8 protein-coding genes and 1 pseudogene are annotated in these 7,954 nt (G+C 50.5%); 5 read left to right on the forward strand and 4 right to left on the reverse strand.

Features of this window, described 5'->3' with window-relative positions; translation table 11 throughout:
- The 4 genes from ABYW01_RS08875 to ABYW01_RS08890 form a co-directional block, all read left to right on the forward strand.
- Positions 1–982: sugar transferase (locus ABYW01_RS08875; protein ID WP_372832153.1), on the forward strand; the 982-nt coding region annotated here is incomplete at its 5' end.
- A 39-nt stretch (positions 983–1,021) separates the two neighbouring features.
- Entirely contained in the window at positions 1,022–1,996 is a 975-nt protein-coding gene (locus ABYW01_RS08880) for a UDP-glucuronic acid decarboxylase family protein (protein WP_193954835.1), read from the forward strand.
- Between the two features lie 162 nt (positions 1,997–2,158).
- A complete protein-coding gene (locus ABYW01_RS08885) occupies positions 2,159–2,659 on the forward strand; it encodes a hypothetical protein (protein ID WP_372832155.1) in 501 nt (166 codons plus the stop codon).
- A 51-nt stretch (positions 2,660–2,710) separates the two neighbouring features.
- Entirely contained in the window at positions 2,711–3,412 is a 702-nt protein-coding gene (locus ABYW01_RS08890; protein WP_372832157.1) for a tRNA-uridine aminocarboxypropyltransferase, read from the forward strand.
- Here ABYW01_RS08890 and ABYW01_RS08895 read toward each other — a convergent pair.
- Complete coding sequence (locus tag ABYW01_RS08895; RefSeq protein ID WP_372832159.1) at positions 3,390–4,043, reverse strand: DUF2238 domain-containing protein; 654 nt, start codon at positions 4,041–4,043, stop codon at positions 3,390–3,392. The two genes, ABYW01_RS08890 and ABYW01_RS08895, sit on opposite strands and share 23 nt — an antisense overlap.
- Positions 4,044–4,339: 296 nt before the next feature.
- On the opposite strand from ABYW01_RS08895, the gene ABYW01_RS08900 reads away from it, so the two are divergent.
- Positions 4,340–5,437, forward strand: coding sequence for an acyltransferase family protein (locus ABYW01_RS08900; protein ID WP_372832161.1), 1,098 nt, complete (start codon positions 4,340–4,342; stop codon positions 5,435–5,437).
- 85 nt (positions 5,438–5,522) lie between these two features.
- On the opposite strand, the gene dtd is transcribed toward ABYW01_RS08900, so the two are convergent.
- From dtd to ABYW01_RS08915, 3 genes and pseudogenes are all read right to left on the reverse strand, one after another.
- The gene (gene dtd, locus ABYW01_RS08905; protein ID WP_372832163.1) at positions 5,523–5,963 is read right to left on the reverse strand and encodes a D-aminoacyl-tRNA deacylase; all 441 of its coding nucleotides are present in this window, start codon (positions 5,961–5,963) and stop codon (positions 5,523–5,525) included.
- Between the two features lie 92 nt (positions 5,964–6,055).
- Complete coding sequence (gene pip, locus ABYW01_RS08910) at positions 6,056–7,006, reverse strand: prolyl aminopeptidase (RefSeq protein WP_372832165.1); 951 nt, start codon at positions 7,004–7,006, stop codon at positions 6,056–6,058.
- 97 nt (positions 7,007–7,103) lie between these two features.
- Positions 7,104–7,954: pseudogene (locus tag ABYW01_RS08915) on the reverse strand (translational GTPase TypA); the annotation flags it as partial.

Below are 7,954 nucleotides of genomic sequence, written 5' to 3' on the forward strand. Positions count from 1 at the left end.
GGCAGCGCGTAATTACGTTGAGCTGATTAAATCGAACCGGGATATGGGCTTCAACTTCGTGGGTTATATCAGCAATGATCAGCCCGATGAAGTGCCTGTGGATGAATATCTGGGACCGAAAAGTGAGTTCAAGCGTATTTTTGATAATACGGTTGTAGATGAAGTGGTTATTACACTACCGATTCATCACTTTACGAAAGAGGTGGAAGAGCTCATCGATTACGCATCTGCACATGGTATTTTGGTGCGTCTGCCCATGTCTCAGTTGTTTGGCAGCATGTTCGGAAATCACGTATGGCGATTACGCACCGAAATGGTGAGTCGTATGGGTGAATCCTCATCATCCGATCTGGTGCTGGGTTCCGGTCATGATATGGGCTGGGAATACCTGGCAAAACGGGCATTTGATTTCTGTTCGGCATCCATCCTGTTAATACTGACCTCTCCTCTCATGATTGGCGCAGCGCTGGCAATTAAGTTGACGTCGAAAGGCGATGTGATGTTTGTACAAGATCGTTATGGCTATAACGGTCGGGTGTTTAAGCTCTATAAGTTTCGCACCATGATTCAAAACGCCGATGAGCTACAAGAAGCGTTGCGTAAGCAGAACGAGCGTGAAGGTGCTGCGTTCAAAATTAAAGACGATCCACGTATTACGTCAGTGGGTAAGTTCTTGCGTAAAAGCAGTATTGATGAGTTACCGCAGCTGCTCAACGTAATTAAAGGTGAAATGAGCCTGGTGGGTCCGCGTCCGCTGCCATTGGCAGACTATGAGCGTTTCCAGGAAGTTTCTCACATGCGCCGCCTTAGCGTCCTGCCGGGTATTACGTGTACCTGGCAGGCTAGTGGACGTGACAACGTAACGTTCGACGAGTGGATGGAACTCGATATGGCTTATATCGATAACTGGAGTCTTGTCAGTGATTTTGCGATCTTATTGAAAACAGTTCCGGCAGTATTGTTTGGGCGTGGAGCCTCTTAATACACGGATGTATGTTGGTCAGATTTATTGGATGTGTAGATGAAAAATTCTCAGCGTAAGAAAATATTGGTAACCGGTGGTGCAGGCTTTCTGGGTTCTCACCTGTGTAAGCGTCTAATTGCCGAAGGAAACGATGTTTTATGTGTGGACAACCTGTTCACCGGTACCAAAGATAATATTCTTGATCTGATGGATAACCCATATTTCGAGTTCATGCGCCACGACGTGACTTTCCCGTTGTACGTGGAAGTGGATGAGATCTATAACCTGGCCTGCCCGGCTTCTCCAGTGCATTATCAGTATGATCCGATTCAGACGACGAAGACCAGTGTTCACGGTGCGATCAACATGCTGGGACTGGCGCGTCGTGTACACGCCCGTATTTTCCAGGCATCCACCAGTGAAGTGTACGGCGATCCGAAAGTGCACCCGCAGTCGGAAGACTATTGGGGGCATGTAAACACAGTGGGTATTCGCTCCTGTTATGACGAAGGAAAGCGTTGTGCGGAAACGCTATTCTTTGACTACCATCGCCAGCTGGGTCTGGACATCAAAGTGGGGCGTATTTTCAACACCTATGGCCCGAATATGCATCCGGCGGACGGTCGTGTGGTGTCGAACTTCATCGTGCAGGCGCTCAGCAATAAACCGATCACTGTTTACGGAGACGGTTCCCAGACTCGCTCATTCTGTTACGTGGATGATTTGATTGAAGCCTTTGTACGCCTGATGGCGACACCAGAAGGATTTACCGGTCCTGTGAATATTGGTAATCCGGGTGAATTCACAATCCGAGAACTTGCGGAGAAGGTGATTGAGTTTACCGGCTCCTCTTCCGAGCTGATTTTCGAAGACCTGCCAAGTGATGATCCAATGCAGCGTTGTCCGGATATCTCGCTGGCGAAGAAAGAGATGGATTGGGAACCAAAAGTTGCGCTGGATGAAGGTCTGAAAAAGACCATTCCATACTTCGACGAACTGCTGACCTCAGGCAAGTATGTGATGCCCGAGTAAACACCCTAGGTGCAGAGACACTCTCTGCCTGTACTGAAAAATGCCGGAGCTGAGTCTCCGGCATTTTTGTATCTGTTGTTAATTCAGTGGGTTATCTGTGCATGCCGGGCGCGATGTGGTTAGAATGAAATAACAAATATTTCGGGCTTAAGGATGCTGTCTATGCAGAATATTGCCGCAATTACCTTCCACTACGACCCGATCGAAGACCGGATACTGCTGGTGGGCAATCTGAATAATACGCAGCCCCGTTGTGATTTTTGGCTCACTCGTAATATCACACTTAAATTATTGGAAGCGCTGAGTTCGTTAGTGCGAAAAACATCGGAGCAGGTCGCGACGGCGCCGAGTGAGCATCAATCCGGTTTGGCTCAGTTTGAGCATGAGCAGGCGCAGCAGAGTATGCAGCTTGTTCCTGAATCGAGAGTTCCGGAGTCTAAGGCGCCGGGATTGCTTTATAAGGTGGATGTCAGCCATCAGGGTAAGCGTTATCAGGTCCGTTTGTATGAGCAAGGTCAGGAAGAAGCCACCGCTCAGGCATTGTTAACACATGATGAGTTACACCAGATTCTTTCGTTGCTGCATCGTGGGGCGCTGGAATTGAGCTGGGGAGTTGATGATCAGCTATTTGATCATCTACCACCGGGATCTGCGCTGCAGTAGGCGCAATTGCGCCGAGCTGGTATAGTCCCCGCTCGCAAAAGCAGGTGGGATATGACGACAGAAACCGAACATCCCCGGCGCCCCTTTCTGGCGCGCGGGTCTAACGTTATTCGATGTGAGCAATGCCAGATGCCGGCGAAGGCGTGTATCTGTGACTTTCAGGTCAACGCACAGGCTCAGGCACGCTTTTGGTTGCTGACCCACCGTAAAGAGCTCTATAAACCAACGAACACCGGCCGTCTGATTGTCGATACGATTCGTGATTCGGAGGTGTTTCCCTGGAGCCGAACAGAGCCTGATACTCAGTTTCTGGATCAGCTTCATGACCCTGAGTTTGATCCCTATATCGTTTTTCCTGAAGGGGAAGGATATGAGGAGCGGATGGTGGAGTTTGAGCACAAACCAGGCCGTAAGCCGGTATTTATAATTCTGGACGGTACCTGGCGTCAGGCGCGCCGTATATTCCGTCAAAGTAAATACCTGCAAGACGTGCCCGTTATCCAGCCGCAAACTCAGCGAAAAACACGCTACAATCTGCGAAAACCCAATGAGGAACATCATCTCTGCACTGCAGAAGTGGCAGCCGTGATGCTGGCTCAAATGGGTGATCAGGTGTCAGCGGATCTGCTGGATGCGTATTTTGATGTCTTCAATGCGCACTACTATGCTTCCCGCAGAAGCCGTGTAGTGGAAGGTGTTGACGATGCGAAGGCTTTGTTGCAGCAAGTGATCAGCGGGCGTGAGTCTGGCTGATCTCTTTCAGCTGTTGGTCGTGTAATCGACTCATACTCAGCAGGGCGAAGATGGCGCCCAGTAAAGCCAAAAACATATCGGACTGGGTATCCCAGAGATATCCCTGAGCGCCCAAAAAGTCGTCGCCTGTCTCTTCGCTCAGCAACGCGACCCACCACTCTAGCAGTTCATAAAAGGCACTGAATGCGAGACAGAAGCAACAGATAAAAAAGTTTCTCCACAGATTGCCAGCAATAACATGACAACGAAGCAGTATTTCACGGGCGATCATTGCAGGTATAAAGCCTTGTGCAAAATGCCCCACTTTATCGTAGTTATTACGTCCATCGCTGACTTCAGCCCAGTATTCGAACAGAGGGACGTCTGCATAGGTGTAGTGGCCGCCGATCATTAAAATCACTGCATGAATCAGAATGAGCAGATAGAGGAGCGGGGTGAGCGGGTGATGTTTGAAAGTGACGGCGAGAACAACCAGTCCGAGTATGGCGGGGAATACCTCCAGCCCCCAGATAACCTGATCAGCCGGATGGGTGCCGGACCACAGAAGAACCAACAGGTAGGTTGCGATCCAGCCTAAGCTGACGGGGTGTGTCAGACGGTAGCGAGCATGCATAACTAATACGGTTTCCACAGGTCTGCATCTGAGAGTTCCTCCCTATAAGATGCATGAAAAGAGCGGAAAGCGTAAGGTGTAGAACAGCATTTAGTTGTCAGAAGGTCGCTGTTAATGGTGTGAAAGCCGTTGTGTTTATCGATAAAAACGGTGGTTTTCCGCAGCGTGATTGTCGGCCGTAAAGTCCTGAATTCATGGGGCTGATGCTGTGGTTTTCTGTAGTGATGCAAGTCCAATATTCGCTTGCAATGGTGGCGGCGAGTCTCTAGCATCCAAAACTTATTCCCTTGTGCAGATATTGAACAGAAATCTTTATGGATAAAGACGTGAGCACCGCACCGCACCCAACGATTCACTCCATTCAGTACCTCCGTGCTGTTGCGGCACTGATGGTCGTCTTTCATCATCTGATTATTCAGATTGATGTGTACGAAGCTGTGCTGCACTCAATCAGCGTAGGCGCTGCGGGAGTTGACGTATTCTTTGTGATCAGTGGCTTTGTTATCTGGTTTGTGACCTATAACAAAAATATGGGCGCTGCAGAGTTCTTCGCTAAACGGGTTATCAGAGTGGTGCCGATCTACTGGCTGATTACGCTGGTGATTGCGGGTGCCGCAACAGCGGCTCCTCATCTGTTCAAGACGACTCAGTTTGAATTTACCCAACTGATGCAGTCGCTATTATTTATCCCACACTACAGTTTGGGATTGCCGGGGAACGTTTATCCGATTTTGGTACCCGGCTGGACGCTCAACTATGAGATGTTCTTTTATCTGGTCTTTGGCTGTTTGCTGATGATACCGCGTCAGGCGTTGTCGATATTGTTAGGCGCCTTTATAACGCTGGTGGGTGTGGGATTTGTAATGGAGCCGCAAAATGCCATCTTAAAAACGTACACCAGCGGGTTGCTACTGGAGTTTGTGGCGGGTGTGTTTATTGCGAAGGCCTATACCGACGGTAAGTTACGATGCTTGCCGCCATTATTCGGGATCGTGTTGTTGGTACTGGGCACGATCGGGTTGTTGTTGACCGCAGAGGTGAATCCGTTTGGTCCGTTGCGTGCACTGTATTGGGGCGTGCCAGGCGTGCTGATGGTGTTGGGTGTGGTGATTGTTGAAGTGAATGGTCGTATGTTTAAGTCGCGTGCTTTGCATCTGTTAGGTGACGCATCCTATTCCATTTACCTGACCCATATTTTAGCGTTAGGCGTGTATCGCATGCTGTGGTCTAAGTTGATTACGCCGGAAGCGACGATGCTTCAGATGAGCGCGTTTATTGTGGGCGGTTTGCTGGTGACGATCGTGGGAGGGCTGATATTTCATATCGTCGTTGAAAAGCCACTGACCCGATTCCTGCAGCAACGCCTGATAAAGCGAAAGCCGGTGTCTGTGCAGAGTGATCAGCCCGCCTGAACGGATGCTTCACGGGTCGTGTAGAAAGAGCGGAATTTTCCGCTCTTTTCATATGTGTGGTCTGTGGAAAGTAGCGTAAAGCGCTTTAATTTATTTCCAGCATAAACGTGACAGGCCCGTCATTGAGCAAGCTGACTTTCATATCTGCACCGAAGCGTCCTGTCGCAACCTGAGTGTGAGCCGTTGAAGCCTGTTCAACAAAGTAATCGTATAACTCTTCGCCCAGAGCAGGCGTTGCGCCGGATGAGAAGCCCGGGCGTAACCCTTTCGCAGTATCCGCCACCAGTGTGAACTGGGAAACAACCAAAACCCCGCCATTGATCTGTTGTACATTCAGGTTCATCTTTCCTTCGTCGTCAGAGAAGATGCGATACCCCAGTATCTTTTTCAACAGCTTGTCCGCTTTACTGCGATCGTCGGTTTTCTCTACGCCAAGCAATACCAGTATTCCCTGATCAATAGCTCCCGTGCATTCACCATCGACGGCAACTGAGGCATGTGTAACGCGTTGGATCAGGGCTTTCATCGTATTGGCTCCGCTGGCTGGAAAACGCGCATTGTAGCGGGAATTAGCCAGTGGAGCATCATGGAAATCAGTGGCAAAACGCCCCGATCAATTTAAGCCTGTGAGCGTGCAAAATGGTCGGTAGCCGCCACCAGGTTGTCGGTAATACCCGGTTCAAAGGCCGAATGTCCCGCGTCACGCACAATATGGAGCTCTGCCTGAGGAAGCGCCTGATGCAATGCGAAAGCTTGTTCCAGCGGACACACCATATCGTATCGGCCGTGCACAATCACTGTAGGGATCTGCTGAATGAGGTGGGCATTCTCCAGTAACTGATTGTCTTCCATAAACGCACGGTTAATGAAGTAGTGGGCTTCAATACGTGCCATGGCCAGTGCAACGTGAGGGTCGGCGAAGTGGTCCACGACATCCCCATTGGGATCCAGCGTTGAACAGCGGCCTTCCCAAACCGACCAGGCTTTCGCGGCCGACATACGGGCAATCTCGTTATCGGATGTCAGCAGTTCATAATAGGCACTTAACATATCGTGGCGCTGATGCGGCGGAATGACTTTTTCATAGCTCTGCCAGTAGTCAGGAAAGATGGCGCTGGCACCACGTTGATAGAACCACTGAATATCTTGTTGTCGGCAAAGAAAGATACCCCGCAAGATCATACCCGACACCCGTTCTGGATGTGTTTGCGCGTATAGCAGGCTCAGGGTTGATCCCCATGAGCCGCCAAACAGGAGCCACTGATCGACATTCAGTGTCTGGCGGATCAGTTCCATATCGGCAACCAATGCCTGTGAATAGTTATCGGTCAGCTCGGCGTGTGGTTGCGAGCGCCCGCAGCCGCGCTGGTCAAACAGGATGATGCGGTACTTTTCCGGATCAAAGAAGCTACGGTGAGCAGGTGAGGTGCCGCCGCCGGGGCCGCCGTGAACAAACAACACAGGGATGCCATGGGCGTTGCCGCTTTCTTCCACGTAAATACTATGCCGCGCGTCAACCTTGATCATGTGTTCGGCATAAGGGTGAATATCGGGGTAAAGCTTACGCATGGGCTCTCCTGAAACGAAACGCTAGATGAAGTATAGGCTGCGCTTCAGGCACAAAAAAGGCAACCGATTGGTTGCCTTTTTCTGATCAGAAAGTTGCTTACTTCTTCGCGCGCTTACGCTCGTTTTCTTTCAGCAGTTTCTTACGCAGGCGGATGAAGTTAGGAGTTACTTCAACCAGCTCGTCATCTTCGATGAAGTCCAGAGCCTGTTCCAGTGTGAAACGTACAGGTGGTGTCAGCTGGATGTTTTCGTCAGTACCGGAAGCACGTACGTTGGTCAGCTGCTTACCTTTGGTTGGGTTCACAGCCAGGTCGTTGGAGCGGCTGTGGATACCCAGCAGCATGCCTTCGTAGACATCGATGTTTGGCTCGATGCAGAGGCGACCACGTTCCTGCAGGTTCCACAGGGAGTAACCCAGTGCTTTACCGGTAACCATGGATACCAGTACGCCGTTGTTACGGCTGGCTACTTCACCTTCTTTCACAGGACCGTAGTGATCGAAGATGGAGGTCATGATGCCGGTACCGGACGTCATGGTCAGGAACAGGGAGCGGAAACCGATCAGACCACGGGAAGGGATCATGAAGGTCAGACGTACACGACCTTTACCGTCCACTTCCATGTTGGTCATGTCGCCTTTGCGTTTGCCCAGTTCTTCGATCACAGAACCCTGATGCTGATCTTCAACATCAATCATGACCTGCTCGTACGGCTCCTGAATCTCACCGTCGATCTCTTTCTGGATAACTTCAGGACGGGAAACACCCAGCTCGAAGCCTTCGCGGCGCATGGTTTCGATCAGTACGGACAGGTGCAGCTCACCACGACCGGATACTTTGAATTTCTCAGGGCTATCGCCTTCCTCAACGCGCAATGCTACGTTGTGGATAAGTTCGCGTTCCAGACGGTCTTTGATGTTACGGCTGGTGACGAACTTACCGTCCAGAC

Origin of the sequence: Pontibacterium sp., from assembly GCF_041587635.1 — a bacterium.
Lineage (GTDB): Bacteria > Pseudomonadota > Gammaproteobacteria > Pseudomonadales > Balneatricaceae > Pontibacterium.